The organism is Streptomyces sp. enrichment culture (assembly GCF_964273145.1).
In the GTDB taxonomy this organism is placed as follows: domain Bacteria; phylum Actinomycetota; class Actinomycetes; order Streptomycetales; family Streptomycetaceae; genus Streptomyces.
Window position 1 is genome coordinate 343,035 of the sequence record NZ_OZ186873.1, and the last position, 23,835, is coordinate 366,869.

26 protein-coding genes are annotated in these 23,835 nt (G+C 74.3%); 14 read left to right on the plus strand and 12 right to left on the minus strand.

The features are described 5' to 3' along the window. Positions 1 to 27 precede the first annotated feature (27 nt). From ACSU6Z_RS01570 to ACSU6Z_RS01580, 3 genes are all read right to left on the minus strand, one after another. Complete coding sequence (locus tag ACSU6Z_RS01570) at positions 28 to 879, minus strand: DUF1206 domain-containing protein (protein ID WP_437050142.1); 852 nt, start codon at positions 877 to 879, stop codon at positions 28 to 30. 272 nt (positions 880 to 1,151) lie between these two features. Continuing rightward, a complete protein-coding gene (locus ACSU6Z_RS01575; protein WP_437042100.1) occupies positions 1,152 to 2,018 on the minus strand; it encodes a SigB/SigF/SigG family RNA polymerase sigma factor in 867 nt (288 codons plus the stop codon). Positions 2,019 to 2,237: 219 nt separating this feature from the next. Continuing rightward, a complete protein-coding gene (locus ACSU6Z_RS01580; RefSeq protein WP_437042102.1) occupies positions 2,238 to 2,681 on the minus strand; it encodes an ATP-binding protein in 444 nt (147 codons plus the stop codon). Positions 2,682 to 2,914: 233 nt separating this feature from the next. Between ACSU6Z_RS01580 and ACSU6Z_RS01585 the strand changes: the two genes are divergently transcribed. Further along, positions 2,915 to 3,136: a hypothetical protein gene (locus tag ACSU6Z_RS01585; RefSeq protein WP_437022112.1), complete on the plus strand. Its 222-nt coding sequence runs from the start codon at positions 2,915 to 2,917 to the stop codon at positions 3,134 to 3,136. A 416-nt stretch (positions 3,137 to 3,552) separates the two neighbouring features. Further along, positions 3,553 to 4,008 carry a cyclic nucleotide-binding domain-containing protein gene (locus tag ACSU6Z_RS01590; RefSeq protein WP_437042104.1) on the plus strand — a complete coding sequence of 152 codons (456 nt, stop codon included), beginning with the start codon at positions 3,553 to 3,555 and terminating at the stop codon, positions 4,006 to 4,008. A 13-nt stretch (positions 4,009 to 4,021) separates the two neighbouring features. Here ACSU6Z_RS01590 and ACSU6Z_RS01595 read toward each other — a convergent pair whose 3' ends face one another. Together ACSU6Z_RS01595 and ACSU6Z_RS01600 are read right to left on the minus strand one after the other, a co-directional pair. Further along, positions 4,022 to 5,320: an MFS transporter gene (locus ACSU6Z_RS01595; RefSeq protein WP_437042105.1), complete on the minus strand. Its 1,299-nt coding sequence runs from the start codon at positions 5,318 to 5,320 to the stop codon at positions 4,022 to 4,024. A gap of 100 nt (positions 5,321 to 5,420) precedes the next feature. After that, entirely contained in the window at positions 5,421 to 6,032 is a 612-nt protein-coding gene (locus ACSU6Z_RS01600) for a LysE/ArgO family amino acid transporter (protein ID WP_437042107.1), read from the minus strand. 67 nt (positions 6,033 to 6,099) lie between these two features. Between ACSU6Z_RS01600 and ACSU6Z_RS01605 the strand changes: the two genes are divergently transcribed. Both ACSU6Z_RS01605 and ACSU6Z_RS01610 read left to right on the plus strand, forming a co-directional pair. Beyond that, positions 6,100 to 7,011 (plus strand): LysR family transcriptional regulator ArgP, encoded by a 912-nt coding sequence (locus tag ACSU6Z_RS01605; RefSeq protein ID WP_437042108.1) that lies wholly within the window; start codon positions 6,100 to 6,102, stop codon positions 7,009 to 7,011. A gap of 178 nt (positions 7,012 to 7,189) precedes the next feature. After that, on the plus strand, positions 7,190 to 7,441 hold the full coding sequence (locus ACSU6Z_RS01610; protein WP_437022106.1) for a WhiB family transcriptional regulator: 252 nt from the start codon (positions 7,190 to 7,192) through the stop codon (positions 7,439 to 7,441). A 45-nt stretch (positions 7,442 to 7,486) separates the two neighbouring features. On the opposite strand, the gene ACSU6Z_RS01615 is transcribed toward ACSU6Z_RS01610, so the two are convergent. Next, positions 7,487 to 7,930, minus strand: coding sequence for a DUF6098 family protein (locus ACSU6Z_RS01615; RefSeq protein WP_437042110.1), 444 nt, complete (start codon positions 7,928 to 7,930; stop codon positions 7,487 to 7,489). A gap of 378 nt (positions 7,931 to 8,308) precedes the next feature. Continuing rightward, complete coding sequence (locus ACSU6Z_RS01620) at positions 8,309 to 9,982, minus strand: FAD-binding dehydrogenase (RefSeq protein ID WP_437042112.1); 1,674 nt, start codon at positions 9,980 to 9,982, stop codon at positions 8,309 to 8,311. Between the two features lie 683 nt (positions 9,983 to 10,665). On the opposite strand from ACSU6Z_RS01620, the gene ACSU6Z_RS01625 reads away from it, so the two are divergent. From ACSU6Z_RS01625 to ACSU6Z_RS01650, 6 genes are all read left to right on the plus strand, one after another. Continuing rightward, on the plus strand, positions 10,666 to 11,412 hold the full coding sequence (locus ACSU6Z_RS01625; protein WP_437042114.1) for an MBL fold metallo-hydrolase: 747 nt from the start codon (positions 10,666 to 10,668) through the stop codon (positions 11,410 to 11,412). Between the two features lie 9 nt (positions 11,413 to 11,421). Continuing rightward, a complete protein-coding gene (locus tag ACSU6Z_RS01630) occupies positions 11,422 to 12,693 on the plus strand; it encodes a DUF4032 domain-containing protein (RefSeq protein WP_437042116.1) in 1,272 nt (423 codons plus the stop codon). A gap of 323 nt (positions 12,694 to 13,016) precedes the next feature. Further along, positions 13,017 to 13,694: an AIM24 family protein gene (locus tag ACSU6Z_RS01635; RefSeq protein WP_437042118.1), complete on the plus strand. Its 678-nt coding sequence runs from the start codon at positions 13,017 to 13,019 to the stop codon at positions 13,692 to 13,694. A gap of 124 nt (positions 13,695 to 13,818) precedes the next feature. Next, positions 13,819 to 14,778: a threonine/serine dehydratase gene (locus ACSU6Z_RS01640; RefSeq protein WP_437050143.1), complete on the plus strand. Its 960-nt coding sequence runs from the start codon at positions 13,819 to 13,821 to the stop codon at positions 14,776 to 14,778. Positions 14,779 to 14,864: 86 nt separating this feature from the next. After that, positions 14,865 to 15,836, plus strand: coding sequence for an LLM class F420-dependent oxidoreductase (locus tag ACSU6Z_RS01645; RefSeq protein ID WP_437042119.1), 972 nt, complete (start codon positions 14,865 to 14,867; stop codon positions 15,834 to 15,836). Between the two features lie 128 nt (positions 15,837 to 15,964). Then, the gene (locus ACSU6Z_RS01650) at positions 15,965 to 16,390 is read left to right on the plus strand and encodes an SsgA family sporulation/cell division regulator (protein ID WP_437042121.1); all 426 of its coding nucleotides are present in this window, start codon (positions 15,965 to 15,967) and stop codon (positions 16,388 to 16,390) included. Positions 16,391 to 16,452: 62 nt separating this feature from the next. On the opposite strand, the gene ACSU6Z_RS01655 is transcribed toward ACSU6Z_RS01650, so the two are convergent. Then, entirely contained in the window at positions 16,453 to 16,992 is a 540-nt protein-coding gene (locus ACSU6Z_RS01655; protein WP_437042123.1) for a DUF6328 family protein, read from the minus strand. 186 nt (positions 16,993 to 17,178) lie between these two features. Between ACSU6Z_RS01655 and ACSU6Z_RS01660 the strand changes: the two genes are divergently transcribed. After that, positions 17,179 to 17,526 carry a hypothetical protein gene (locus ACSU6Z_RS01660; protein WP_437042125.1) on the plus strand — a complete coding sequence of 116 codons (348 nt, stop codon included), beginning with the start codon at positions 17,179 to 17,181 and terminating at the stop codon, positions 17,524 to 17,526. 32 nt (positions 17,527 to 17,558) lie between these two features. On the opposite strand, the gene ACSU6Z_RS01665 is transcribed toward ACSU6Z_RS01660, so the two are convergent. Beyond that, on the minus strand, positions 17,559 to 18,542 hold the full coding sequence (locus ACSU6Z_RS01665) for an aldo/keto reductase (protein ID WP_437042127.1): 984 nt from the start codon (positions 18,540 to 18,542) through the stop codon (positions 17,559 to 17,561). 73 nt (positions 18,543 to 18,615) lie between these two features. Then, positions 18,616 to 19,833: an FAD-dependent monooxygenase gene (locus ACSU6Z_RS01670; RefSeq protein ID WP_437042129.1), complete on the minus strand. Its 1,218-nt coding sequence runs from the start codon at positions 19,831 to 19,833 to the stop codon at positions 18,616 to 18,618. A gap of 223 nt (positions 19,834 to 20,056) precedes the next feature. On the opposite strand from ACSU6Z_RS01670, the gene ACSU6Z_RS01675 reads away from it, so the two are divergent. Further along, positions 20,057 to 20,509, plus strand: coding sequence for an SRPBCC family protein (locus tag ACSU6Z_RS01675; protein WP_437042130.1), 453 nt, complete (start codon positions 20,057 to 20,059; stop codon positions 20,507 to 20,509). Between the two features lie 162 nt (positions 20,510 to 20,671). Here ACSU6Z_RS01675 and ACSU6Z_RS01680 read toward each other — a convergent pair whose 3' ends face one another. After that, positions 20,672 to 21,382, minus strand: a complete 711-nt coding sequence (locus tag ACSU6Z_RS01680; RefSeq protein ID WP_437042132.1) for a ribonuclease H family protein — start codon at positions 21,380 to 21,382, stop codon at positions 20,672 to 20,674. Between the two features lie 448 nt (positions 21,383 to 21,830). Between ACSU6Z_RS01680 and ACSU6Z_RS01685 the strand changes: the two genes are divergently transcribed. Both ACSU6Z_RS01685 and ACSU6Z_RS01690 read left to right on the plus strand, forming a co-directional pair. Further along, positions 21,831 to 22,487 carry an ATP-dependent Clp protease proteolytic subunit gene (locus tag ACSU6Z_RS01685; protein ID WP_437042134.1) on the plus strand — a complete coding sequence of 219 codons (657 nt, stop codon included), beginning with the start codon at positions 21,831 to 21,833 and terminating at the stop codon, positions 22,485 to 22,487. Beyond that, positions 22,487 to 23,089: a ClpP family protease gene (locus ACSU6Z_RS01690; RefSeq protein WP_437042135.1), complete on the plus strand. Its 603-nt coding sequence runs from the start codon at positions 22,487 to 22,489 to the stop codon at positions 23,087 to 23,089. The genes ACSU6Z_RS01685 and ACSU6Z_RS01690 overlap by 1 nt, the downstream gene beginning before the upstream one ends. A gap of 112 nt (positions 23,090 to 23,201) precedes the next feature. On the opposite strand, the gene ACSU6Z_RS01695 is transcribed toward ACSU6Z_RS01690, so the two are convergent. Then, positions 23,202 to 23,612 carry a helix-turn-helix domain-containing protein gene (locus ACSU6Z_RS01695; RefSeq protein ID WP_437042136.1) on the minus strand — a complete coding sequence of 137 codons (411 nt, stop codon included), beginning with the start codon at positions 23,610 to 23,612 and terminating at the stop codon, positions 23,202 to 23,204. Positions 23,613 to 23,835 lie beyond the last annotated feature (223 nt).

The following is a 23,835-nucleotide window of genomic DNA, read 5'->3' on the forward strand; positions in this document are numbered from 1 at the left end:
CCCTCCGGGTTCCCCGCGGCGCGCACCTCAGACGCGACGCCAGCGGGCGAGCGCGAAGGAGAAGACGCCGAACAGGACCAGGCCCGCCGCGACGCAGGCCAGCAGCCAGGGGCCGAGGGGCGTGCCGGCGAAGGAGCGCAGGGTGTCGTCCAAGCCCTTGGCCTCGTCCGGCCGGTAGTCGACCGCAGCGCGCACGGCGAAGGCGCCCGCCGCGGCGAACACCAGCCCGCGCGCCACTCCCCCGCCGATGCCCGTGACGTCCACCAGGCGCCGGGCCCGGGGGGACAGTTCGCCGAGCTTCAGCTTCTTGTGGTAGCTGCGGCGCAGCGCCTGGACGCCGATCACCATCCCGGCGACGACGATCGCCGCGCCGGCCGCTCCCACGGCCCACTGCCCGCCGGGCGCCTCCAGCGCCCTGGCTGTGACATCGCGGGACTGCCGGTCGCTGGATCCGCCCGCGCCGCCGCCCGACGTGCCGCCGGGGCTCGCGGCGAACGCCAGAACCGAGTAGGCGACGAAGGCGTAGAAGACGCAGCGGGCCGCGGACGCCAGCCGCTTCCTCGCCTTGCGCCCGTCGGGGCCGACGGCGCCGAAGAGCACCTCGGACAGCCGCCACAGCGCCATGCCGACCAGGCCGATGCCCAGCGCCCACAGCAGGACGGCTCCGAAGGGCCGGTCCGCCAGCTCGGCGAGGGCGCCACCGCGGTCGGCCTGCCGCCGCCCGTCGCCGAAGGCGATCCGCAGGGCCAGGACACCGACCAGCAGGTAGATCACTCCCCGGGCGGCGAGTCCCGCCCGCGCGGCTGCCTGCGCGACCGAGCCGTTCGCCGCGCGCCGGGCTCGGCTGCGGCCGGTGCGCGCCGCGGACCGCGTCCTCATGCCGTTCATGTCGCTCCTCCCCTCCCGGACCCGAAGGTCCGGATGCCCCGGCTCGCGCGGCGCACACGCGGGCCCGGCACGCGGTGCCGCGCGGGGGATCCCGGTGCGGGCGGGGCGGCGCGGCGGCGGGCCGCGCAGGGGCCGGGTGCCGCGGGAGGGGCCCGGGGACCCGGGGACCAGACCCGTACCTGTCACGGCACGGGCCGCCCCGTCGCGGGCCGACCCGTGGGAGGAGGCGGGCGGCGGGTCCGCGCCAGGGCGCGGACGTGCGGTCAGGCCGTCGGCCGCCCGTCCGCGGGCCTGCGGCCGGGCCGCTGCCCCATCGCCTCGTCCCGCACCCGGGCGCAGCTGCGGCTGATGAGGCGGGAGACGTGCATCTGGGAGATCCCGAGCCGGTCCGCTATCCGGCTCTGCGTCATGTCCTCGAAGAAACGCATGTAGAGGATGGCCCGCTCCCTCTCGGGCAGGCGGCGCAGGCCCTCCTTGGCGGATTCACGGTCGATCACGACGTCGTACGAGGAGTCCGCCGCGCCGAGGGTGTCGGCGAGGCTGTAGCCGTCGTCTCCGGCCGACAGCTCGGCGTCCAGCGACAGCGTGCTGAAGCTTTCCAGCGCCTCCATCCCGGCGCTGACCTCTTCCTCCGTCAGCCCCGTGTGGGCGGCGATGTCCGCCACCGAGGGTTCGGGGCTGCCCGGGCTCTGGGTGAGTTCACGGCGCGCCACGCGCACCTTGTTGCGCAGTTCCTGCACGCGGCGGGGCACCCGAAGGGCCCACATCCGGTCCCGGAAGTGCCGCTTGACCTCGCCGGTGATGGTGGGGACGGCGTAGCTCTCGAAGGCTCCCCGCTCCGGGTCGAAGCGGTCGATGGCCTTCACGAGCCCCAGCGCCGCCACCTGCCGCAGGTCCTCGACGGACTCCCCGCGGTCACGGAAGCGTCCGGCGATCCGGTGGGCCATGGGCAGCCAGGCCGTGACGAGTTCGTCGCGGACGGCGTCGCGCTCGGGCCCGTCCTCCAAGGAGGCCAGCTTGGCGAAGAGGGCGGCGGTGTCGGGGGCGTCGTCGTGCCGCCGGCGGGCGGGGGTGGTCGCGGACTCGGGCTCGGGCGTACCGGGACGGCTGGTCGGCGTATCGATGAGCATGCGGATTCGCTCCTGAACGGTGGTCTCAGGGACTTGCCGCGGGAGGCGGTGGAAGAAGGGCTGTCCGCGATGGCTGGAGGGCCCGGGGCAGCCACACCGCTCCCGCTGCTGCGCCTCCGGTCCGAAGCACGAAACTGCGTCTGCCCTGACCCCGGTGGAACAAACTCCGCTTTTCGCAAAAGACCCCAGGAAGTGCTCGGGCACAGCCCTCGTGCCCCCTCAGGCCAGCGGAACCACCACGGTGATGCACTTGCCGCCCGAAGGCAGGTCGGACACCCGTACGTCACGTGCCAGCCGGCAGACGATCGGCCAGCCGCGGCCGCCGAGCCGTCGGCGGCCCTGGGGGTCGGTCGGCTCCCTCACGACCGGCAGTTCGTCGCTGCGGTCGCTCACCGACAACCGGACGCTCGGCCCGTCGACGTCGACCCGGAAGTCCGTGAGGCCGCCGCCGTGCAGGATCGCGTTGGTGGTCAGTTCAGAGGCGACGAGCACGGCGTCCGACAGCGCGTCCGCGTCGCACGGGGTCCGGGTGGCGCGGCAGCGTTCGGCGACGGCGCGTTCCACGGCCCGGCGCGCCTCGGCGGGTTTGCCCGGCCGTGGCTGCCGGGCCCGGTCCGTGCCGTACTGGTCGATGGCGGGTTCGGTCATGTGCCTCTCACGCATCCGTCAGCTCCCTGGTCTACGGGAAGAGATGTCGGATCCGGCCGCACCCGCGGCGGCCGTACGGGCGTGCCCGCCGGTACGGGTTCGTCCGCCCGGGCCGTCGGTTCGCCGTTCGCCGCCCGGGCGCGGCGGGGTCCTGTTCTCCGGCTGACCTCTGTGCGCACCCCCAAACCTGCGGGCGTCCGCGTGGAGCTGCGGTCATTCCGGGGCCGTGCCGGGGTAGGCGCAAGGACATGACCGATGTGGTGGACTCCGACGAACTGCTGCGGCGGATGCAACGCGCGAGGGCCTGCGCGGCCAGGGAGGAGCGGACGTGGCGGGCGCGACACGACGAACTCAGGTCGGCCGACCCGGAGGCGGCCCGTGAGGCGGCCGTCCGGACGGTGGCCTACGAGGCGGTGGTCCGGGTGCTGGACGAGGTCCTGACACCGGGGCGGCGCACGGCTGACGGCTGACGGCCGACGGCTGACGGCTGACGGCTGACGGCTGACGGCTGACGGCTGACGGCTGACGGCTGACGGCTGACGGCTGACGGCTGACGGCTGACGGCCGAGAGTGCGGCCCCAGGCCGGCCCGGGCGCGGCCGCGGCCGCGTGAAACACGTCACGCGCGGGGCTCCCGATTTCGCGGCGCGGCCACAAATGGTTTAGCGTTCATCAATACGTGGCGGCGGAGTCGACCGCAGAGCCCTCCGGCGTCACCTCTCACGGCCCTGGCTGGTTCCCCCCGTCCAGCCAGGGCCTTTTCACGCCCGGCTCCGGAGCTCGCCGCGAACCGCCGTCCGCCGAGGTGCCCGGGGCGTCCGCAGCCGTTGAAATGGGCGTAGGGAAAGCACCGGGCAGCAGCCCCTGCCGGCGAGGAGCCCCGCGCCATGACCAAAGCGATCAAACTGCTCACCGCCCTTCCACCGCCGCAGCGCGCACGCCTGACGGAGCTCGCCCGGGAGGTGTCCTTCCCCGAGGACGCCCGAATCTTCGAGCCGGGCGGCACGGCCGATCGCTTCTGGGTGATCCGTTCCGGCGCGGTCTCCCTCACCCAGCGGGTCTCGTCCCTGCAACGGATGACGGTGGCGAGTCTGGGCGCCGGCGACCTCCTCGGCTGGTCCTGGCTGTTCCCGCCGTACCTGTGGGATTTCGGCGCCGAGGCCTTCAGCCCCGTACGGGCCTACGAGTTCGACGCGGCCGCGGTGCGCGCGCTGTGCGACGAGGACCCCAGGCTCGGGCTGATGCTGGTGCGGTCCGTCGCCGAGATCCTCGCCCACCGGCTGGAGACGACCCGGGGCCAGCTCATGGAGCAGTACGCGCTGCACCGGCGCGGCTCCCTGTGAGGCGCCGGAGGCGTCAGACGCGGTAGCGGCGCAGCGCCGGGACGGCGAAGGCCAGGGCCAGCATCACGGCGACGACGAGCAGCCCGCCGCCCGCGACCGCGGTGCGGGCGCCGAGGGCCGAACCGGCGGTGCCGTGCAGGACGTCGGCCAGGCGCGGACCGCCCGCGACGACGACGGTGAAGACGCCCTGCATCCGGCCGCGCATCTCGTCGGTCGCCGCGGACAGCAGGATCGCGCCGCGGAACACCATGGAGACCATGTCGGCGACGCCCGCGACGGCGAGGAAGGCCACCGTGAGCCACAGGCTGCCGCCGAGCCCGGAGCCGGCGATGGCCGCGCCCCAGACGACGACCGCGCCGATGACCATCCAGCCGTGTCGGCGGGCCCGGGAGAACGCGCCGGAGAACAGCCCGCCGAGTACGGCGCCGACGGGGATGGCGGCGTACAGCAGGCCGAGGGCGAGCCCTTCGCCGTAGGAGGCGTACGTCTGGGAGGCGAGCTGCGGGAAGAGGGCGCGGGGCATGCCGAGGACCATGGCGACGATGTCGGCGAGGAAGGACAGCAGCAGCACGGTGTGCCCGGCGATGTAGCGGAAGCCGGCCAGCACCTCCCGCAGGCCGGCGCGGCGCGTCCCCTCGCCGGACAGGGGCGGCAGCGCCGGCAGCCGGTGCACCGCCCACACCGTGACGCACAGGGCCAGGGCGTCGAGGAGGTACAGCTCGGGCAGGCCGACGGCGGGGATGAGGACACCGGCCAGCAGGGGGCCGATCACCTGGCCGGTCTGCATGACGGTGGAGCCGAGGGCGTTGGCCGCGGGCAGTTCCTCCTGAGGCACCAGACGGGCGACGGAGGCGCTGCGGGCCGGCGCGTTCAGGCCCCAGAACGCCTGCTGGAGCGCCAGCAGCAGCATCAGGGCGGCCACGGACTCCAGCCCGGTGACCGCTTGCAGCCAGAACAGCAGCGAGGTGGCGGCTATGCCGGTGTTGGTGATCAGCAGCAGTCTGCGGCGGTCCATGGCGTCGGCGACCGCCCCGCCCCACAGGGCGAAGACCACCAGGGGCACCAGGCCGGCGAGGCTCGCGGAGCCCACCCAGGCCGAGGAGCCGGTGATGTCGTAGACCTGTTTGGGCACGGCGACGGCGGTGAGCTGGCTGCCGACCGCCGTGACGGCGGTGGAGACCCACAGCCGGCGATAGGCCGGGCGGCGCAGGGGGCGGGTGTCCATCGCCCACCGCCGCCGGGCCGGGGCCTCGGTGGCGGCCTCGGCGGGGGCCGGCGACCCGGATGCGGTACTGCTGTCGCTCGTGTCCACGCGATTCCTACATGCTCGTTACATCTTTCCGTCCGGTTCACTATCGCAGGAAACCGGAGGCACCTGGTCCCCGGTTCCGGCCCCGGGCTCCGGTCCCGTCTCAGGCGCCGGCGACGAGCGTGACGCCCAGGGTGATCATGACGGCGGCGACCAGGGCGTCCAGGACGCGCCAGGCAGCGGGCCGGGCCAGGAACCGTCCGAGGAAGCGGGCGCCGAACCCGAGCGCGGCGAACCAGCACAGGCTGGCGCACGCCGCGCCGAACCCGAAGGTCCAGCGCAGCGGGCCCCGGTCGGCGGCGACGGACCCGAGCAGGAAGACGGTGTCGAGGTAGACGTGCGGGTTGAGCCACGTCAGCGTCAGACAGGTCAGCACGGCCCGGCGGCGCGAGCCCGCCGCCTCGCCGTCGGCGGTGAGCGCGCCGGGCCGCAGCACCCGCCGGGCGGCCAGGACCCCGTAGCAGATCAGGAACGCGCCGCCGATCCAGCCCACCGCGGTGAGCACGCCCGGCCAGGCCACCACGACCGCGCCCACCCCGCCCACGCCGAGGGCGATGAGCGCGGCGTCGGACAGGGCGCAGATGCCGACCACCGTGAGGACCGCGTGGCGGCGCACCCCCTGGCGCAGGACGAAGGCGTTCTGTGCGCCGATGGCGACGATGAGCGACAGGCCGGTGCCGAATCCGGCCACCGCGGCGACGAGGGAGTTGGTCATGCCGTCGACGCTAGGCGGACGGATGGTGGGGAGTACAGCTAAAGATTCTTACCTATCATTAGCCGCCATGAAGACGGAGGGATTGGCCGAGCTGCCGCTGGAGCAGGTGCGGACCCTGCTGGCGGTGGTGGACGAGGGGACGTTCGACGCGGCCGCCGCGGCGCTGCACGTGACGCCGTCCGCGGTCAGCCAGCGGGTGAAGGCGCTGGAGCAGCGCACGGGCCGGGTGCTGCTGCTGCGCACCAAGCCGGTGCGGCCGACGGAGTCCGGGGCGGTGCTGGTGCGGCTGGCCCGCCAGCTGGCCCGGCTGGAGCGGGACGCCTACGCCGAGCTGGGACTGAGTGGCGCCGGGGAACCGGTGCGCGTCTCGGTGGCGGTGAACGCCGACTCGCTGGCGACCTGGTTCCTGGGAGCGCTGACCGCCGTCCCCCGCGAGCCGGAGCTCTGTTTCGAACTGCACCGCGAGGACGAGGACCACACGGCGGCGCTGCTGCGGGAGGGAACGGTGATGGCCGCGGTGACCTCGTCGCCGGAGCCCGTGCCGGGCTGCTCGGTGCGGGAGCTGGGCCGGATGCGGTACCTGCCCGTGGCCGCGCCCGGGTTCGCCGCGCGGCATCTGGACGGACCGCTGCGGGACGTGCTCGCCGAGGCGCCCGTGGTGGCCTTCGACGGGCGGGACGACTTCCAGGACGACTTCGTCCGCCGGTTGCGGCGCGGCCGGGGCGGCGCGAGTGAGGTACGGCATTTCGTCCCCACGCCGGAGGGGTTCGTCGAGGCGATCGCCGCCGGCCTGGGCTGGGGGATGGTGCCCGAGGCCCAGGCGGACCCGCTGCTGCGGACCGGCCGGCTCGTCGGTCTCGCCCCGGACCGGGCGGTCGACGTCCCCCTGTACTGGCAGCAGTGGCGGCTCGACTCACCGGCCCTGGCGTTGGTGGCGGAGGCGGTGGCGACGACCGCGTCCCGGGCCCTGCGGCAGTGACGGCCGACGGGCCGGTTCCGTGTCCGCCGGGGTGCGCCCTCGGCCCGCTTGAGGAGCGTTCGCGGGACTTCTTGCGGATTGGGGCTGTTTCATCCGCACGATGACAGGTGACTCGTGAGCAAGCGACCCACGCAACTCATGTACGAGGCACGTACGACTTCGATCGCAGGTGACTTTGATGGACAACTGGCGAAAGCGCGCCGAGTGCCGCCACGAGGACCCCGAACTCTTCTTCCCGGTCGGTACCTCGGGCCCGGCCCTGCTGCAGACCGAGCAGGCGAAGGCGGTCTGCCGGCGCTGCCCGGTCCGGGAGCAGTGCCTGCAATGGGCCCTCGACACCGGGCAGTCCATCGGTGTCTGGGGCGGGACGAGCGAGACCGAACGACGTGCGCTCAAGCGGCGCGTCGCGGCACGCAGGAACTCGGGCTGACCGCGGACGGCCTCTCCCTCCGTCGCCCCTGGGGGCCGCTCAGCGTCAGGTGCGGCGCAGCGGCCCCCAGGGGCGTTCCTGGCGGGCCACCTCGGCCCGGGCCTCCTCGATGACCTCGGAGCCGATCCAGCACAGCGGCCGGACGTCGGTCACCAGCGGCTCGTTGTCGGGCCCGCGGCCGGTCTCCCGGCCGGTCAGCACCCAGGGCCGGACGCCCGGTCCCTTGTCGTGCGGCAGATGGGCGTAGTCGTGCAGCCGGCGGGCCACCCACACCCGGACGGACCGGTCCTCCCACCACTCCTCCACGTCGAGGGGGTTGGCGGACAGGCCCGGCATGGGCGTGCCGGTGAGCTCGTCCTTGCTGGACACATGGGTGAGATCGGTCTCCGGTCCCCGCGACCAGCGCACGTACAGGCCCTGGTGCCGCTCGACCAGGTCGGCGAGTTCGTCGAGTGTGCGCACCACCGGCAGGTCGCCCGATCCGCTCATGTTCTGGCCTCCCTCGTTCTGTCACGTCAGGCCGACGGAGTACCCGCACGCCCCGGAGGGAATCGACCGCCCCGGGAGAAACGGACGAGTGTCTTCCGCCACTTCCCGGCCGCCCACGCCGCTCCCCCGGCCGTCCCCACCGCCGCCCGGCCGCGCGGACCCTCGGTACGGGCGGGCGCCGGCCGGCGAGGGCCGGTGGCCCTGCTGACCGCCTCCGGGGACACGGCGTCCGGTCACGCGGCCGTGCCGGCCCGCTTCCTCGGCGGGGAGGGGGGAGACGGGTTCACCGGGAGCGGGCACGCCGGACGCGGACACGCAGGATGGACGTGGGCACGCCGGACGCGGGCACGCCGGACGCGGGCACGCCGGCCACCGGGATCAGGCGGTCTGCCGGGCCGCGGCCCGCCCGGCCGCCCGCCCGGAGAACAGGCAGCCGCCGAGGAAGGTGCCCTCCAGGGCGTTGTAGCCGTGCACACCACCGCCGCCGAAGCCGGCGACCTCTCCGGCCGCGTACAGGCCCTCCACGGGTGCGCCGTCGGTCCCGAGGGCCCGGGAGTCGAGGTCGGTCTGGATGCCCCCGAGGGTCTTGCGGGTGAGGATGTGCAGCTTGACGCCGATCAGGGGCCCCGCCGCCGGGTCGAGGATGCGGTGCGGCGTGGCCACGCGGCCGAGGCGGTCGCCCGGGTAGCGGCGGGCGTTGCGGATGCCCTGGATCTGGGCGTCCTTGCCGTAGGGGTTGGCCAGCTGCAGGTCGCGGGCCTCGATCTGGCGGCGGATCCGCGCGGCGTCGAGGAGCGGCTCGTCGGTCAGCCCGTTCATCCGGTCGACGAGCCGTTCGAGCGTGGCCGCGGTCACGAAGTCGGCGCCGTGGCGCACGAACGCGGCCACCGGTCCCGGCGCCCCCTTGCCGAGGACGCGTTCGCGCAGGAACGCGCCGCGGTCCTTGGCGGTGATGTCGGGGTTCTGCTCGGAGCCCGACAGGGCGAACTCCTTCTCGATGATCTTCCGGGTGAGGATGAACCAGGAGTGGTCGTACCCGGCGATGTCCTCGGTGGTGCGCAGGTGCCTGAGGGTGCCGAGGGTGTCGTAGCCGGGCAGGCACGGGTCGGGCAGGCGGCGGCCGAGGGCGTCGAACCACATCGGGGACGGTCCGGGCAGGATGCGGATGCCGTGGCCGGGCCAGATCGGGTCCCAGTTGCGCAGGCCCTCGGTGTAGTGCCACATGCGGTCGCGGTTGACCAGGCGGACGCCCGCCCGGGCGCTGATGTCGAGCATCCGCCCGTCGACGTAGGCGGGGACGCCCGTGACCATCTCCTTCGGGGGTGTGCCGAGCCGTGCGGGCCAGTGGCGGCGGACGAGGTCGTGGTCGGCGCCGATGCCGCCGGTGGTGAGGACGACGGCCTGCGCGGTGAGCTCGAACTCGCCGACCGGGTCGCGGTTGGAGGCCGCGCCCCGGGGCGCGGCGTCCTCGGCCAGGACCGTGCCGCGCACCCCGCGTACGGAGCCGCCCTCGACGACGAGCTCGTCGACCCGGTGGCGGTGGCGGAAGGTGAGCAGTCCGTCCCGCGCGGCCTGCCGGGCGTAGCGGACGAACGGTTCCACGACCCCGGTGCCGGTCCCCCAGGCGATGTGGAAGCGGGGCACGGAGTTGCCGTGCCCGTGGGCGGTGAGGTCGCCGCGCTCGGCCCAGCCGACGGTGGGCAGGAAGGTGATGCCGTGCCCGTCCAGCCAGGACCGCTTCTCCCCCGCCGCGAACTCGACGTACGCGCGTGCCCAGCGCACCGCCCAGGAGTCCTCGTCCGCGAGGCGGTCGAACCCGGCGCTGCCCTGCCAGTCGTTCCAGGCCAGGTCGAAGGAGTCCGCGACGCCCAGGCGCCGCTGCTCGGGGCTGCCGACGAGGAACAGCCCGCCGAACGACCAGTGGGCCTGCCCGCCGAGGTTGGCGGCGTTCTCCTGGTCGACGAGCGCGACCCGGCGGCCCCGGCGGGTCAGTTCGTGGGCCGCGACCAGGCCCGCCAGTCCCGCCCCGACGACGATGACGTCGGCGTCCATGGCGACCGTCCCTTTCCTCGTCCCTCGTCTCCGCGTCCGCCGCGGTGTACGGCGGCCGGTCCGTGCCGTGGTGCTGTGGTGCGTCGTCCGCCGCCGGGCGCGGCAAGTGCGGTGCCGCCACCGGTGAGCAGTGTGGTGAGCGGCTGCTTCGGCCGGGCGCGGGCGTGCTCGGCGCCCCGGTCCGGCGGCAGCCGGGGGCGACCCCGCCGTAGCCGGCGACCGCGACGTGGTCGCCGCCCGCGACGGGCCGCGGGGCCCGGTGGTGCGCGCGGGCCGGCCGGTCCGCGCTCGCCCGGCGCGGGCGCGCCCGCTGCTCCGGCGGGGACCGGGCCACGTCCGGGTCGCGGGCGGCGTGCGCCGGGAAGTCCGTCCTCGCCGGCGGCCGGTACCGGTTCGGGAGCAGGGCCTCGGCGACGCGTCGGACGGCGGCGGAAACGTCCGGGTCCGGTCCGCCGGCTGCGAGAAATGTATCCGATACGGCGGTGTACCGGAACGGCTCGGCGGCGGGGCGCAAGCAGGCGGCACCCGAGCCGTCCCGGCCCATGAAGCGGTGCGCGAGGGACGGTCCCGGGAGCGCGCCCCGCGCCCCGCCACCGCCCCCGTACGGCGTGCGCGGCGGACGCGGCGGCCCGCTTCTGCTTGGCTGTCCGGTCGACAGCGGTTCTCGGGACAGGGGAAGAGCGATGCGGGCGGACGTGCGGCAAGTCGCCGACGGCACCTACCTGGTGCACGGCAGCAACACCAACTGGGTGATCCTCACGGAGGGGGACGCGGTGACGCTGATCGACACCGGTTACCCCGGGGACCGGCAGCGGTTGCTCGGCTCGCTCGCGGCGGTGGGCGCCTCCCCCGAGGCGGTGACGGCCGTGCTGATCACGCACGCCCACAACGACCACCTGGGCTCCGCCGAGTACCTGCGCGCCGCTCACGGCACGCCCGTCCTCCTGCACGAGGCCGAAGTCCCCCACGCGCGCCGGGAGTTCCTGCACCAGGTGTCCCCCGGGCGGGTCCTGCGCAACGGCTGGCGGCCGGGCGTGCTGCCCTGGGCGGTGCACGCGGTGCGTTCCGGCGGCACGGCCCGCAACCCCGTGGCCGACCCGCGTCCCTTCCCCCGGACCGGCGCACTGGACCTGCCCGGCCGCCCCGTGCCGGTGCACACCCCCGGGCACACCCGCGGCCACTGCGCCTACCACCTGCCGCACGCCGGGGTGGTGGTCTCCGGTGACGCCCTGGTGAGCGGTCACCCCACGTCCCGGTTGCGGGGACCGCAACTGCTGCCCGCCATGTTCGACCACGAACGCGCCGGGGCAGTGGCCTCCCTGGACGTCCTCGCCGGCCTCGGCGGCGACGTCCTGCTGCCCGGCCACGGTCCCGCCCACCACGGCCCGGTGGGGGCGGCGGCACGACTGGCCCGCGAACGGGCGCTCTAGAGTCGGGGCATGGCCTTGCAGATCAGCGCCACCAATCCGGAGCACCCCGCGGTCCTGCTCGAACTTCCCTGGCGGCTTCCCCTGGAGGAGTGGCCGGAGGAGTACCTGGTGCCGCTGCCGCGCGGCATCTCCCGCCACGTCGTCCGCTACGCCCGCGCGGGCACCGAGGTGATCGCCGTCAAGGAGCTCGCCCGGCGGCCCGCGCTGCGCGAGTACGAACTCCTGCGCGACCTGGACCGGTTGGGCATCCCCGCCGTGGACCCGCTGGCCGTGGTCACCGGACGCACCGGCACCACCGGCGAACCGCTCGAACCGGTCCTGGTCACCCGGCACCTGGGCGGCTCGATGCCCTACCGGGCGATGTTCGAGACCACCCTGCGCCCGGCCACCATGCACCGCCTGATGGACGCCCTCGCCGTGCTGCTGGTGCGGCTGCACCTGGCCGGGTTCGCCTGGGGCGACTGCTCCCTGTCCAACACGCTCTTCCGGCGCGACGCGGGCGCCTACGCCGCCTACCTCGTCGACGCCGAGACCGGCGAGCTGCACCCGCGGCTGAGCCCCGGGCAGCGCGCGTACGACCTCGATCTGGCCCGGGTGAACATCAGCGGTGAGCTGCTCGACCTGGAGGCGTCCGGCGCGCTGCACCCCTCGGTGGACCCGGTCGAGTTCGGCACCGAGATCTGCGCCCGCTACCGCGGCCTGTGGGAGGAGCTGACCCGCACCTCGGTCTACCCGGCGGGCGAGTACCACTACATGGAACGCCGCATCCGACGGCTCAACGACCTCGGTTTCGACGTCGCGGAGATGCAGATCGAGCACGCCTCGGACGGCGACACGGTCACCTTCGTCCCCAAGGTCGTCGACGCGGGCCACCACCAGCGGCAACTGCTGCGCCTGACCGGTCTGGACGCCGAGGAGAACCAGGCCCGGCGGCTGCTGAACGACCTGGAGTCCTGGATGGCCACCCAGGACGACCACTCCCCCGGCGGTCCTCCCCCGGGCTCCCGGCCTCGCGCGGGCCGGGGGGACCTGCACGGCGCCCGCCCCGAGGTCCTCGCCCACCGCTGGATGCGTGAGGTGTTCCGGCCCACCGTGCGGGCGGTGCCGCGGGAACTGCGCGGCGCGATGGACCCGGCCGAGATCTACCACGAACTGCTGGAGCACCGCTGGTTCCTGTCGGAGCGGGCCCAGCGCGACGTCGGCCTGGACGCCGCCGTCGAGGACTACGTCCGCAACGTCCTGCCCAGGGCGCGGGGGACGCTGCGGCCGACGGAGGAATGAGCCCGCGGCGCGCGGACACCGCATCCCGCCCCGGGTCGCCGCCCGGCCCGTCAGCCGGCTCCGACGGGCCGGGCGGCGCCCGGCGCCCGTTCCCGTACCAGGGGGCGGAGCGCCGCCGCGGCGGCCGTCGCGCCGGCCGTGGCCGGGACGCCGGGGTCCAGCCGCCGGCGCCGGCCGGCCCGGTCACCGTCCGGCCGGCGCACCCACCACCCGGCCGCGGGCGGGAAGCCCCGCGGACGGGCGCGGCGGCCGGAGGGGAGCGGACGGCTGCCGCACGAGGGGCGATCTTGGCGGAAGGGGGCCGTCCGCGACAGGATGCCCCCATGAAGGGCGATCTCTTTTCCAGTGAGCACATGGTGCAGCCGGCCGCCGCGCCGGGCATGACGGTCCAGAACGCCAAGTGCATCCGGTACACCGTGGACGGCGAGATGTTCGCCCGGCAGGGCGCGATGGTCGCCTACCGCGGCGACCTGCGGTTCGAGCGCAAGGGCCAGGGCGTGGGCGGCATGCTCAAGCGCGCCGTGACCGGGGAGGGGCTGCCGCTGATGGCGGTGCGCGGCCGGGGCGAGGCCTGGTTCGCGCACGAGGCGCAGAACTGCTTCGTCGTCGACGTCGACCCGGGGGACGAGTTCACCGTCAACGGCCGCAACGTCCTGTGCTTCGACGCGTCGCTGTCGTACCGCATCGCGACCGTCAAGGGCGCCGGCATCGCCGGTGGCGGCCTGTTCAACAGCGTCTTCACCGGACACGGCCGGCTGGGCCTGGTGTGCGACGGCAATCCGCTGGTGATCCCCGTCGCGCCGCAGGACCCGGTGTACGTCGACACGGACGCGGTCGTCGGCTGGACGGCGGGCCTGGAGACCTCCCTGCACCGCTCGCAGTCCCTCGGCTCGATGCTGCGCGGCGGCTCGGGCGAGGCAGTGCAGCTGATGCTCCGGGGGCAGGGGCACGTCGTCGTCCGGCCCAGCGAGGCGGCACCGCCGAAGGCGCAGCAGCACTGAGCACCCGGCCCGCGGCCGGCGAGGTCCGCCGGGCCGGTCCCGGAAGGGAGTTGACCTTCGGCCGGTGCCGGGGGAGGGTGCCAGGCGGTGCGGATCTCCGCCCGCACCGGAGGGGATGACCGCCTTGATCGGGATCAGCGAGATCGAAGCCGCCGCCGAGCGGATCGCCGGGCACGTGGTGCGCACCCCGGCCGTGCCGAGCCCCGGACTGTCCGCGCTGCTCGGCGCACCGGTGACGGCGAAACTGGAACTGCTCCAGCGCACCGGCTCGTTCAAGGTGCGCGGCGCGGCGGCGAAGCTGCTGTCGCTGGATGGGGCCGAGCGGGCCGCCGGAGTCGTGGCGGTCAGCGGCGGCAACCACGGGATCGCCCTGGCGGTCATGGCGGCGGCCCTGGACGTGAAGGCCACGGTGGTCATGCCGCGCTCGGCGCCCGCCCGTGCCGTGGAGGTCGCCGAGGGCGCCGGCGCGGCGGTGCGGCTGACCGACGGCATGGCCGAGGCCTTCGCGCTGGCGGAGCGGCTGCGGGAGGAAGGGCTGACCCCGGTGCACCCCTTCGACGACCCGGCGGTGATCGCCGGGCAGGGCACCGTGGGACTGGAGTTCGCCGATGACGCCGGTGACCTGACCGACGTACTCGTCAGCGTCGGGGGCGGCGGGCTGATCGCCGGGGTCGCGGCGGCGCTGCGGGCACGCCGGCCCGGCGTACGGGTCTGGGGGGTGGAGACCGGGGGCGCCGAGGCGATGTCGCGGGCGCTGGCGGCGGGCGGCCCGGTGCCGGTGGCACTGTCGTCGATCGTCTCCACGCTCAGCGCGCCCGCCGTGTCCCAGCTCACCTACGACCACGTCCGCGCCCTGGTCACCGAGGTGCTCGTGGTGCCGGACCGGGAGGCCGTGCGCGGCGTCCTCGACCTCGCCGAGCACGCGAAGGTGTGGACCGAGCCGGCCGCCGGGTGCCTCCTGCCCGCCGCCCGGCGGGTGGTGGAGCGGGTCGGGGACGGTGCCCGGATCGGGCTGGTGGTGTGCGGGGGCAACGCGACGACCGCCGACGTGAGGGCGTGGTCGGACCGCTTCGGGCTGCGCTGATTCCCCGCCTCCGCGTCCGGGCCCGGCGCCCGCGCCGCCGTGCCGTCCGCCCGGTTTCACCCGTACGCCCCGGGAACCCGGCCATCATGGTACGAATCGGATACACGATGATGACCGAGCAGGCCGGCCCCCGTGAGCTCGTCGACCATGTGGTGCGGGCCGAAGAGGCGGGTTTCGACTTCTCGGTCACCTCGGACCACTACTTCCCGTGGCTGCGCTCCCAGGGCCACTCGCCCTACGCGTGGAGCGTGCTGGGCGCGGCGGCGCAGGCGACCTCGCGCATCCCGCTGATGACGTACGTGACGTGCCCGACGTTCCGGTACCACCCGGCGGTCGTGGCGCAGAAGGCGGCGACGCTGCAGCTGCTGTCCGAGGGGCGGTTCCGGCTGGGGCTGGGTTCCGGCGAGAACCTCAACGAGCACGTCGTGGGCGGCGGCTGGCCCTCGGTCGACGTGCGGCACGAGATGCTGGAGGAGGCCGTCGAGATCATCCGGGCACTGTTCGGGGGCGGCCACGTCACCCGTCGCGGCACGCACTTCGACGTGGAGTCGGCCCGGCTGTGGGACGTCCCGGACAGCCCGCCGCCCATCGGCATCGCCGTCTCCGGGAAGCGTTCCTGCGCCCTCGCGGGGCGGCTGGGCGACCTGGTGATCGCGACCGAGCCCGAGGCAGGGCTGCTGGAGGCCTTCGACCGGCACGGCGGCGCGGGCAAGCCGCGCGTGGGGCAGCTCCCGGTGAGCTACGACCCCGACCGGGACGCGGCGATCGAGCGGGCGCACGCCCAGTTCCGCTGGTTCGGCAACGGCTGGAAGGTCAACTCCGAGCTGCCGCACCCGGATTCCTTCGAGCAGGCGACCCGGTTCGTCACGCCCGACGACGTGGCCGGGTCGATCCCCTGCGGTGCCGACCCGGACGCCTTCGTGGAGGCGGTGCGCCCGTACGCGCAGGCCGGGTTCACCCAGATCGCGCTGGTGCAGATCGGCGGGGAGACGCAGCCGGCGTTCCTGGACTGGGCGGAGAAGACCCTGCTGCCGGCACTGCGCGACGCCCTGGGCTGACCCGTCCGGCCCCGTCCGCCGGCACGGGCCGGGAAGGGCGGTCACCCGTGCGGCCGGGCATGACGGGCGAGGACGGGGTACTAGAGGGCCCTACGTCCGTTCCCCTCGGACTCCTCGGAGGCCCTTTCGTGAAGTCCTTCACGCACACGACCCTGGTGGTGCAGCTCCAGGCGGGTGACACGGAGCGCTGCCCCGTGCTCGCCCACCTCGGCTACGACGCCGCCGACCCGTTCGCCGTCACCTTCCTGTTCAGCCACGACGGCCGTGTCCTGGCGCGGTGGACGCTGGACCGGGACATGCTCGCCGAAGGGTTGTCGCGTGCGGTCGGCGTGGGCGACGTGCGGCTGGGGCCGGCCTCGACCGGCAGTTGGGAGGAACTGCGCATGGAGTTCCTCGGCGACCCTCGGCCCGACGGGGGCCGCCACCACGCCGTGGTCCATGTGTGGGCGCCGGCGATCGCGGCCTTCCTGCGGGAGACCCACCGGATCGTCCCGCCCGGGCGGGAGGAGGTGCGGGTGGACGACTTCCTGGCCGAGGTCATGGCCGAGGGCTGAGCCGCCCCGCTCCGGGGCCGGTCGTCGCCCCGCAGCGCACACGCGGCGGTCGGCGGCCGGTGCTACGGTCCCGGCCTGCCGTCCCGGCTCCCGTCCGGGCGGGGCGGACGGGAGGTGTACCGGTGCCGGGTCCACAGCGGGAGGGCGAACCAGCACAGCAGGTACCAGGCGACCACGCCCGCGACCAGCCACGGCACGAAGCCGTCGTCGGTCGCCACACGCAGGATCAGCAGCAGCGAGGCGGTCGTGGTCGCCAGCAGCAGTACGAGGCCCAGCAGAGTCAGCCGGGAGGCCCACCGTACGGCCTGGGGTTTGACGCGCCGCCCGGAGACCAGGCGGTGCAGGGAGACCGGCCCGATCAGGGCGCCGGTCGCGGCGGCGCCGAGGAGGACCGTCACGATGTAGATGCGGCGGTCCGTGTCCGCCAGATCGTCGTACCCCGGCGTGAAGACGACGGTGAGCAGGAAGCCGAAGAGGATCTGCACGCCCATCTGCGCGACCCGGACCTCCTGGATGAGCTCCTGCCACATCCGGTCGGCGCGTTCCTCCTCGGTCTCGTTGCGGCCCCTGCGCCTGCCGTCGCCCGCTGCCGTGTCCGACACGGTGTCCTCCCGGTTGCCGTGGCCTGACGGCCTGGATGCCCGTCGGCCCGGACCTCCGTCCGCCCTCCCGGGTTCCCCGTGCCCGGACGCCCTGTCGGGCCGGCGGGCCCGGGTGCCGTTTGAGCGATCACCCGGTGGTTACACGGACCGCGCAAGACGCCCCGAGGCCGAGGAGGTCGTACCAGGATGTCCGATACGCAGCTCACCGTGACGCTCAGCGGCGGCGGCATCGACGACGCGCGGGCGGTGGTGCGCGCGCTGGAGGGGGTGTTCGGCGCGCCGGACGACCTTCCGGCCGACGAACGGGCGACGGTCCGTACGGCCACCTTCCGCGCCTCCGCCGCGCCGGAGGCGGCCCCGGCACCGTCGGTGGCCGCCGGGCGGCTGTCCGCGCCGGTGACGGTCACCGTGCAGGGCAGCCCCCAGGCCGTCGCGGCGGCGAGCGAGACGTTGACCCGCGCCTTCTCCACCCGTGAGGAGGGCGCCTCCTCCGGCGACCAGGAGCAGGAGAGGCAACTGCTCCTGGTGCCGTAGGGCGGGGTTGCCGGGCTCGCCCCGAGGGGGCTCTACCAGCGGTTCTCCACCTGGTCCTTGATCCGCCGCTCGTACAGGTCGCGGATCGCGGTGAACGTCTCCCGCGGCAGCTCGGGCAGGGTGGCGGCGGCCGCGTTGGCGCGGGCCTGCTCCGGTGAGCGGGCGCCGGGGATCACGGTGGTCACGCCCGGCTGCTCGATGATCCAGCGCAGGGCGAGCTGGGCCGGGGTGTATCCCTGCGGGGCGAGCGCGGCGAACTCGGCGGCGGCCTCGACCCCGGTGGCGAAGTCGACGCCGGAGAAGGTCTCGCCCTGGTCGAAGGCCTCCCCGTGCCGGTTGAAGGTGCGGTGGTCGTCGGGGGCGAAGACCGTGTCCTTGGTGTACTTGCCGGACAGCAGGCCGGAGGCGAGGGGCACGCGCGCGATGATGCCGACGCCCGCCTCCCGGGCCGCGGGGAGGACCTCGCGCAGCGGCTTCATCCGGAACGGGTTGACGATGATCTGGACGCTCGCCACGTTCGGCCGGGCGATCGCGGTGAGCGCCTCCGCGCAGGTCTCCACGCTGACGCCGTACGCGGCGACGCGCCCCTCCTCGACCAGGGTGTCGAGGGCGTCGAACACCTCGTCCGTGGAGTAGACGGGCGTCGGCGGGCAGTGCAGCTGGACGAGGTCGATGCGGTCGACGCCGAGGTTGCGGCGGGAGCGGTCGTTCCAGGCGCGGAAGTTGTCCAGGACGTAGTTCTGCGGGATCTGCTCGACCCGGCGGCCCATCTTCGTGGCGACCAGCACGCGCAGGTCGGGCCTGCCGCGCAGGAACGCGGCGATGGTCTCCTCGCTGCGTCCGTCGCCGTAGACGTCGGCCGTGTCGAAGAAGGTCACCCCCGACTCGACCGCCGCCTCCAGTACCGCCAGGGCCTCCTTGTCGTCGACGTCGCCCCAGTCGGCTCCCAGCTGCCAGGTGCCGAGGCCGACCACGGACGCGTGCTGACCGGATCGTGTGAATGTGCGCTCTTCCATGGCGGAAGTCTGACATCCGGCCCGGTCGCGCGGCGCGCCGGCACCGGTGTCCCGGCCGGCCCCGTACCCGCCGCTACCTGCGGACGGCCAGCGCCCTCGCGTGCACGGTCCTGGCGACCCTCGGCCCCAGCCAGCGCTTGAACCGGCGCAGTGTCACCAGTTGCCCGGCCGCCCGGTCGATGCGGTAGTACAGCTGTGGCGGGACGTACGGCAGCAGGGGCGAGTGGCGCTGGCCGAGCAGGGCGAACATCTGCTCCGGGGGCAGGTCGATGTAGCGCGGCAGGTTCTCGTACCACCGGGCGCTGTAGCGGGCCGCGCTCTGCACCGGCAGCAGGGCCCGGACGCGTTCGCGTTCGTACCGGGCGAGGGCCTGCGGGAGGGCGGCGTGCTCGCGCAGGGCGCGGGCCAGGGCGATGGCGTCCTCCAGGGCGAGGGTGGTGCCGGCGCCGACGGAGTAGTGGGTGGTGTGGGCGGCGTCGCCGAGCAGCACCAGGTTGTCGCGGAACCAGGTGCGGTTGGTGAGGGTGCGGAAGGTCAGCCACGGGGCGCTGCCGCCGGTGGCGGAGCGGCCGGTCAGGGGGTGGCCGTCGAGCACGTCGGCGAAGAGGTCCGCCAGCAGGGCCTGGCCGTCCGCCTCCCCCGCCCGGTCCAGGCCGAGACCGGTCCAGGTCTCGGGGGCGCATTCCACGACGCAGGTGCTGCGCTCGGGGCTGTAGCCGTAGCCGTAGAACCAGATCCAGCCGTGGCGGGTCTCCCGGAAGGCGAAGGTGAAGGAGTCGAAGACCTTGGTGGTGCCGAGCCAGATGTAGGGGTTGCGGCCGGCCCGGACCTCGGTGCCGAAGTGGCCGGCCCAGCGGGTGCGCAGCGCGCTGCGCACCCCGTCGGCCGCCACGACGAGGTCGGCGGCGGGCAGGTCCGTGCCGGTGATCTCGTGCTCGAACTCCAGCCGCACGCCGAGCGACCGGGCCCGTGCGGCGAGGATCTCCAGCAGCCGGTGCCGGCCGATGCCGAAGCCCTCGTCCCCGTGGTGGCGGGTCGTCAGGCCGCGTACGTGGGCGACCCCCTCGCTCCACCGCACGGAGTGTTCCTCGACGGCGCGCGCCGTCCGCGGGTCGTGTTCGTGCAGCCGGTCGAGCAGTCCGCGCCAGTAGGTCACGCCCCAGCCGTAGGTGGAGCCCTCCGGGTTGCGCTCGTAGACGGTGACGTCGTGGGACGGGTCCTGCCGCTTCAGCAGGATCGACAGATACAGGCCGGCGGGCCCGCCGCCGACGCAGGCAACCTTCACATACACCCCTGAAAGTACGCAAAGCGATCAATTCACCCCGCAGAGTAACAGCGCACCGGGTGCCGTCCACGGTCTGGCTGACGGTGTGTCAACTCGTGTCCGGAAGATCGGCCGGGTCGTCCGGTTCCGGGCCCCGGTACCGGACGATGACCGGACCGATGGTTTCCTTCGCAGGTCACGGGTACTCGCGCGAACGAACCGAAGAAAAGAGACGAAGGAGGCGACCGCCATGTCGCAGGTCGAGGAATCCATCGAGGTCGGCGTCCCCGTGCACACCGCGTACAACCAGTGGACGCAGTTCGAGACGTTTCCCGAGTTCATGAGCGGTGTGGAGCGCATCGAGCAGCGCACCGACACGCTCACGCACTGGGTGACGAACGTGGACGGCGTCCACAAGGAGTTCGACGCGGAGATCACCGAACAGATCCCGGACGAGCGAGTCGCCTGGACCACGGTGTCGGGCGAGACCAAGCAGGCGGGTGTGGTCACCTTCCACCGCCTCGACGCCGACCACACCAAGGTGATGCTCCAGATGGACTTCCATCCGGACAGCCTCACCGAGAAGGTCGGCGACAAGCTCGGGTTCGTGAAGCGGCAGGCCAAGGGCGACCTGGAGCGCTTCAAGCACTTCATCGAGGAGCGCGGCCAGGAGACCGGCGGCTGGCGCGGCACGGTCGTCTGACCGCGGGGGCGGCGGCGCGACTCCCGCCCGGCTCCGGCTGCCCGGGCCCCGCACCCTCCGGGGTGCCAGGGGCCCGGGCACGGCCGTGTCGGCCGTCGGCCGGGGTACGGCGCGGACCTGGGGCCCGCCGTCGCGGGGTGAGCGGGAGGGGGACGGCAGGCTTTATCCGGCCGCTTCCGCCCGGCACTGCGGATGGCCCCAGCCCTGCGCGTTCTTGGTGATCGGCTCTCCGGCCGCGTACGACCGCCCGCACACGCAACGGCCGGGGAACTTCGCCTTGATCGTGCGCGGGGAGCTCCCGCCGGCCGCGCCGCCGGCCCGCTGCCGGGAGCCGCCGGGCCGGCGGCGCGGCGCCTTGACGGGGACGTCGGGCGCGGGCGGCGGCTCGGGCGAGCCCAGCTCGCTGCCCGCGGGTTCCTGGGCGGTGGCGGCCTGGCTGGCGGCACGGTCGGCGAAGTCGTTGAGCGGGTCGCCGTCGACCTGGTGGGCGGGCACGTAGCGGAACTCGACCGAGCGGCCCTCCAGCAGCTCGTCGATGCGCACGACCAGCTCCCGGTTGGCGACCGGCTTGCCGGCGGCCGTCTTCCAGCCGTTGCGCTTCCAGCCCGGCAGCCAGGTGGTGACCGCCTTCATGGCGTACTGCGAGTCCATGCGGACCTCCAGCGGTACGCCGGGGTCGGTCGCCGCCAGCAGGCGCTCCAGGGCCGTCAGCTCGGCCACGTTGTTGGTGGCCCTGCCCAGCGGCCCCGCCTCCCAGCGGGCCGGGGTCCGGGAGTCGTCGGCGACGACCCAGGCCCACGCCGCCGGGCCGGGGTTCCCCTTCGAAGCGCCGTCGCACGCGGCCACCACACGTTCACGCATGCGCCCGATCATGCCATGGCCGGTCAGGACGGCGGATCCCGGCCCGGTCCCCTCACCCGCCGCCGACGCGGGGCCACCCGCCCCCGTACGCCTGTTCCGGGGCCGCGATGTCCGGCTCGCCCCATCGCCCTCGTGGCCCGGGCGGCGCGGGCCGCCCTCTCCCGGTCCGGGCCGCCGACCGTCTCGATCGGCCGCTCCGGCACGACCTGCCAAAAGACGCCGTACTTGTCCTCGAGCCGACCGCAGGGGCCGGGCCCGTCCGTCGGCCGGCGGTGACGTGCGGGCGTTCCTCCGGCGGACGCGGGACAAAGGCGTGAGCCGGCCCGCCCCGGCCGCTCCGCCCGTGGCGAATCTGCCCCGGGCAGAGAAACCTCCGCCCGGGGCGGTCCGGGACCGACAGTGGGGACCGCGGCGCACACCGGCCGCGTACACCCGCTCGACGACTCGACAAGGAGCGCCGATGTCTCCACTGACCGCCGGCCCCGAACCGGCCCTGCCGCCTCGGGCGGAGGAGGGCGACACCCCTCCGACGCGGTTCGACGACCACCTGGCCGCGCAACTCCTCGGCCGGCGCATCATCCTGCTGGGCACCCAGGTCGACGAGGTCTCCGCGAACCGCGTCTGCGCCCAGCTGCTGATCCTGTCCGCGGAGGACCCGCGCACCGACATCAGCCTGTACATCAACAGCCCCGGCGGCTCCGTCCACGCGGGCCTGGCCATCTACGACACGATGCGGCTGATCCCCAACGACGTCTCGACGCTCGCCATGGGGTTCGCCGCCAGCATGGGTCAGTTCCTGCTCAGCGTGGGCACGCCCGGCAAGCGCTACGCCCTGCCGAACGCGCGGATCATGATGCACCAGCCCTCGGCGGGCATCGGCGGCACCACCGCCGACATCGAGATCCAGGCGCAGAGCCTGGAGTTCATCAAGCGGACCATCGAACGGCTCATCGCCGAGCACACCGGGCAGAGCCCGCAGACCATCTCCCGGGACAGCGACCGGGACCGCTGGTTCACGGCCGAGGAGGCCAAGGAGTACGGAATGGTGGACCGGGTCGTGGAGTCCCTCGCGGACGTCCGCCCGGCCGCGGCACGGCGACGGATGGGACTGCAGTGATGGGCACGTACACGATTCCGAACGTCGTCGAGCGCACCCCGCGGGGCGAGCGGTCCTACGACGTGTTCAGCCGGCTGCTGTCGGAGCGGATCGTCTTCCTCGGCACCGAGATCGACGACGGCGTCGCCAACGCCGTCATCGCCCAGTTGCTCCACCTGGAGTCGGCGGCGCCGGAGAGCGAGATCGCGATCTACATCAACTCGCCCGGGGGCTCGTTCACCTCGCTCATGGCGGTCTACGACACGATGACGTTCGTACGGGCGCCCATCTCGACGTTCTGCGTCGGGCAGGCGGCCTCCACGGCGGCCGTGCTGCTGGCCGGCGGGGACCCGGGGCGGCGGTTCGTGCTGGAGCACGCGCGGGTGCTGCTCGGGCAGCCCGCCACCGCCGGGCAGCGGGGCACGATCTCCGACCTGGCCGTCCACGCCGGGGAGATGGTGCGGATCCGCTCCCAGGTGGAGGAGGTGCTCTCCCGGCACACGCACCACGACGTGGCGACGCTGCGCGCGGACATGGACCGCGACAAGGTGTTCACCGCGCACGAGGCCGTGGCGTACGGACTGGCCGACGAGGTGCTCGGGCGACGCCTCGTGACGACGTGACATGCCGGGCCGGTGCCCCGGTCGCGCTGCCCGGGCACCGGTTCACGGGCTTGTCCGGGCGTCGGCCGGGGCGCCGGTTCACGGGCTTGTCCGGGCCGGTCCGCGGCCGTCGTCAGGCCGCCAGGCAGAGCCCGTCGTGGCGGGCGCCGGGCGTGCCGCGGCCGGTACCCGCGTGCCGGGAGGCGGCGCGGCCGAGCCGGCCGTGGGCCCGCGCCAGCAGGTCGCCCAGGCCCAGCCCGAGGGCCCGGGCGGCGGCCGCCAGGACCTCCGACGACGCCTCCTTGCGTCCGCGCTCCACCTCCGACAGGTACGGCACGGAGATCCGGGCCGCCTCCGCCACGTCCTTCAAGGTGCGCTCCTGAGCGAGGCGTTCGCGCCGCAGGACGTCGCCGACCAGGTCGCGCCACAGCGGTTCCCGCGCGGGGGCCGGACGGGCCGGGGGCGCGGCGGGGCGGCCCTGCGGGCGCGCGGACGGAGGGCGCAGAGGAATGACACGGGCTTCGTTCGGCGCTTGGCTGCTCATTCCCTCAGCCTAGGAATCACCGGCCGGAGGGGAAGAGCGCGGCGTTCCGCCCTGAGGGGAACCGGGCCGGGGGCACCCCGACGTGTGCGGCGTCGGTCACACCGATACGCTGAGGGCGTGTCGCATACCCCCGTCAATCCGGTCCTACCGCGCGAATGGTCCCCCATTTTCCGCCGGCCGGCAACACGAGGGGCATGCCCTGTTTCGACCTGGGTACCCGCAG

Excerpts from the sequence above, each read along its gene's own strand:
- ACSU6Z_RS01570 (WP_437050142.1), bottom strand. The coding sequence starts at position 879 with ATGAGGACGCGGTCCGCGGCGCGCACCGGCCGCAGCCGAGCCCGGCGC.
- ACSU6Z_RS01575 (WP_437042100.1), bottom strand. The coding sequence starts at position 2,018 with ATGCTCATCGATACGCCGACCAGCCGTCCCGGTACGCCCGAGCCCGAG.
- ACSU6Z_RS01580 (WP_437042102.1), bottom strand. The coding sequence starts at position 2,681 with ATGCGTGAGAGGCACATGACCGAACCCGCCATCGACCAGTACGGCACG.
- ACSU6Z_RS01585 (WP_437022112.1), top strand. The coding sequence starts at position 2,915 with ATGACCGATGTGGTGGACTCCGACGAACTGCTGCGGCGGATGCAACGC.
- ACSU6Z_RS01590 (WP_437042104.1), top strand. The coding sequence starts at position 3,553 with ATGACCAAAGCGATCAAACTGCTCACCGCCCTTCCACCGCCGCAGCGC.
- ACSU6Z_RS01600 (WP_437042107.1), bottom strand. The coding sequence starts at position 6,032 with ATGACCAACTCCCTCGTCGCCGCGGTGGCCGGATTCGGCACCGGCCTG.
- ACSU6Z_RS01605 (WP_437042108.1), top strand. The coding sequence starts at position 6,100 with ATGAAGACGGAGGGATTGGCCGAGCTGCCGCTGGAGCAGGTGCGGACC.
- ACSU6Z_RS01610 (WP_437022106.1), top strand. The coding sequence starts at position 7,190 with ATGGACAACTGGCGAAAGCGCGCCGAGTGCCGCCACGAGGACCCCGAA.
- ACSU6Z_RS01615 (WP_437042110.1), bottom strand. The coding sequence starts at position 7,930 with ATGAGCGGATCGGGCGACCTGCCGGTGGTGCGCACACTCGACGAACTC.
- ACSU6Z_RS01620 (WP_437042112.1), bottom strand. The coding sequence starts at position 9,982 with ATGGACGCCGACGTCATCGTCGTCGGGGCGGGACTGGCGGGCCTGGTC.
- ACSU6Z_RS01625 (WP_437042114.1), top strand. The coding sequence starts at position 10,666 with ATGCGGGCGGACGTGCGGCAAGTCGCCGACGGCACCTACCTGGTGCAC.
- ACSU6Z_RS01630 (WP_437042116.1), top strand. The coding sequence starts at position 11,422 with ATGGCCTTGCAGATCAGCGCCACCAATCCGGAGCACCCCGCGGTCCTG.
- ACSU6Z_RS01635 (WP_437042118.1), top strand. The coding sequence starts at position 13,017 with ATGAAGGGCGATCTCTTTTCCAGTGAGCACATGGTGCAGCCGGCCGCC.
- ACSU6Z_RS01645 (WP_437042119.1), top strand. The coding sequence starts at position 14,865 with ATGGTACGAATCGGATACACGATGATGACCGAGCAGGCCGGCCCCCGT.
- ACSU6Z_RS01660 (WP_437042125.1), top strand. The coding sequence starts at position 17,179 with ATGTCCGATACGCAGCTCACCGTGACGCTCAGCGGCGGCGGCATCGAC.
- ACSU6Z_RS01665 (WP_437042127.1), bottom strand. The coding sequence starts at position 18,542 with ATGGAAGAGCGCACATTCACACGATCCGGTCAGCACGCGTCCGTGGTC.
- ACSU6Z_RS01675 (WP_437042130.1), top strand. The coding sequence starts at position 20,057 with ATGTCGCAGGTCGAGGAATCCATCGAGGTCGGCGTCCCCGTGCACACC.
- ACSU6Z_RS01680 (WP_437042132.1), bottom strand. The coding sequence starts at position 21,382 with ATGATCGGGCGCATGCGTGAACGTGTGGTGGCCGCGTGCGACGGCGCT.
- ACSU6Z_RS01685 (WP_437042134.1), top strand. The coding sequence starts at position 21,831 with ATGTCTCCACTGACCGCCGGCCCCGAACCGGCCCTGCCGCCTCGGGCG.
- ACSU6Z_RS01690 (WP_437042135.1), top strand. The coding sequence starts at position 22,487 with ATGGGCACGTACACGATTCCGAACGTCGTCGAGCGCACCCCGCGGGGC.
- ACSU6Z_RS01695 (WP_437042136.1), bottom strand. The coding sequence starts at position 23,612 with ATGAGCAGCCAAGCGCCGAACGAAGCCCGTGTCATTCCTCTGCGCCCT.